This is a genomic window from Mesorhizobium sp. ORS 3428 (genome assembly GCF_001854785.1).
Taxonomy (GTDB): Bacteria; Pseudomonadota; Alphaproteobacteria; order Rhizobiales; family Rhizobiaceae; genus Mesorhizobium.
On sequence record NZ_MDFL01000066.1, the window covers coordinates 1 to 2,582 of the forward strand.

At 63.7% G+C, this 2,582-nt stretch carries 1 protein-coding gene and 1 pseudogene; one reads left to right on the top strand and one right to left on the bottom strand.

The features are described 5' to 3' along the window. Nucleotides 1-1,541 (bottom strand): hypothetical protein (locus tag ORS3428_RS32960; protein WP_131802860.1); only part of this gene is annotated, 1,541 nt, incomplete at its 3' end. 12 nt (nucleotides 1,542-1,553) lie between these two features. On the opposite strand from ORS3428_RS32960, the pseudogene ORS3428_RS32295 reads away from it, so the two are divergent. Further along, nucleotides 1,554-2,582: pseudogene (locus ORS3428_RS32295) on the top strand (shikimate kinase); the annotation flags it as partial.

Consider the following 2,582-nt stretch of genomic DNA (forward strand, 5'->3'; position numbering starts at 1 on the left):
TGCCGCTCTTGGCATTGTCGTTCGGCCGATATCCCCAACTGGCGGAATGCCGCGACGGCACAATCAGGGTCGCCAAGTTCTGCAGCGACAACCCAGCAGTGCTTCGCCAGCTCGACGCCCGAAACCTCGCGCTGCTGGTGAAYGGCTTCAGCAAGTGGCCTGACCAGCCAGGGTGTGGCGAAGGCACGTTCGCAGTCGCTGGTGAGGTTCTTCGCCGCGCTGAGACGCAAGGGTTTTCCGAATTCAGTCCGCAGAACCTGACCAATCTGGTCAATGGCTTCAGCAAATGGCCGAAACAAGCGCAGTGTCGGGAGGCCACCGGCGCTATCGGCACCGAGGTGACGCGCCTCGCAGGCCGAGCCAAGCGGCTCTCCGATTTTGAACCGCAGGGCCTGGCGAACCTGGTCAACGGTTTCAGCAAATGGCCGAGCCAGGCGAAGTGTCGGAAAGCCACTAGCGCCATCGGCACCGAGGTGACGCGCCTTGCAGGCCGAGCCAAGCGGCTCTCCGATTTTAGCCCGCAGGGCCTGTCGAACCTGGTCAATGGCTTCGGCAAATACCCGGAAGAACAGGATTTGCGCCAAGCTGTGGCGGATATCGCCGCCGAGATCGTTGGCCGCGCCGGCAAGCTCAATAGATTTCCACATCAAGAGTTGGCCAACCTGGTGAACGGGTTCGGCAAATGGCCCGAAGAAATCGACATGCGCCATGCTACCGTTGCCATCGCCGGCGAGATCGTTGCGCGTGCCAAAGAGCTCGGCGGATTCACGGATCAACATCTGGCGAACCTGGCGAACGGTTTCAGCAAGTGGCCCGAACAGACGCGCGACGCGACGGTTTCCATTGCGGGCGAGGTCGTTACCCGAGCCGGCGAGCTCAACAGATTTGGGTATCAAGAGTTGGCCAACCTGGTGAACGGTTTCAGCAAGTGGCCTGACCAGCAGAAGACGAGCGAAGCGACCATTGCCATCGCCGGCGAGGTCGTTGCCCGAGCCGGAAAGCTCAAGGGATTTGCGAATCAAGGGTTGGCCRATCTGGTGAACGGTTTCAGCAAATGGCCGGAACAGGCAAGCACGCGCGAGGCGATGATCGCCATCGCCTCTGAGGTCAGTCGCGCCGCCAACCGATTGCGCGGTTTTCCTGGTCAGGAGCTGGCCTATCTGATCAATGGCTTCAGCAAGTGGCCGCAAGAGCCAGGCATGCGCCAGGCGGCGGTCGCCATCGCCGGGGAGGTCGCCTCCCGTGCCGACAAAATCAAGGGATTTACCCATCAGCAGCTGGCCATACTGGTGAACGGTTTCAGCAAGTGGCCGCTGGAGGAGCGAAATCGGCAGGCCACGGCCGCCCTCGGCGGGGAGGTCCTTCGCCGCGCCGATCACCCAAATGTCGGGCTCTCCGACTTTGCTCCGCTGAGCCTGGCCAATTTGGTGAATGGCTTCAGCAAATGGCCGCAAGATCCAGGCATGCGCCAGGCTGCAGCTGCCATGGCTGGGGAGATCGCTTCCGGCGTCGGCAAAATCAAGGGATTTGGTCATCAGCATCTGGCGGTCCTGGTGAACGGTTTCAGCAAGTGGCCGCAAGAGGAGCGCAATCGGCAGGCCACGGTCGCCATTGGCGAGGAGGTCCTTCGCCGCGCCGATCGCCCGGATGTYGGGCTCTCAGATTTTACTGCGCAGGATTTGGCGCTCTTGGTGAACGGCTTCAGCAAGTGGACGCAAGAGCCGGTGTGCTATCAGGCTCTGGTGGAGATCGCCGGCGGTCTCGGCCCCAAGGGCCGTCGCTTCGGCACGTTCGCGACGCCACCGCTTGCGATGATAGCGAATGGTCTGGCGCGGGGTATCCTGCAGGGCGAAGAGGCCGGGGAGGTCGCCGAACCCGCTTTGCTGAAGGAGCGGCTGCAGCAGCTGGCGCATTATCTSCACTATGCCGAGGACCGGCTGCAGCAGGCCGATGTCCTGGCCATCGCCAACATCTTCAAGGCCCTGAGCAAGGCGCAGTTGTCCGACGATCTCGGTGTGCTGGCAAAGCCGGGGCTGGACCGGCTGGAGGCGCTGCGCGCCACGCCCGCCTTCGAGCGCGACAACAACCTGGAGACAATGGGCAATCTGTGCGTCGCCCTGCTGCCGCTGGCGCGCAGCCGGCGGCCGGCGTTGCGCTGGTATCGCAGGTCGGCGCTGAACCTGCTCAACGCCATCCAGCCGGTGGTGGAGCGCAAGATCGAGGCGCATCTCGAGGCMGGCCAGGCCGAGCGCGACAGCGGCGCCAATGCAAGCCGCTGCCCGGCGCTGTCGATCTATCAGGTGCTCAAGACCCGCGCGGTGCTGGAGAAGCTCTACCGGCGGCCCTATGTCGAGGGCGACAAGCTCGCCTTGCGGCGCCGCCAGGARGAGCTGCACGCCAAGACCAGCCAGATCCTGGACAGCGCCCGCGCCCTCATCGAGGCCGACCTTTCCAACATGAGCTGGAACGTGATCGCCGAGATCGAGGCGGAGGGGCCGCTCGACGCGCTCGACACCTTCATGGCGCAGAACGCGCCGAGCATCCAGGCCCAGCATGCCGCCGCCGTCTTCGATGTCCATGGC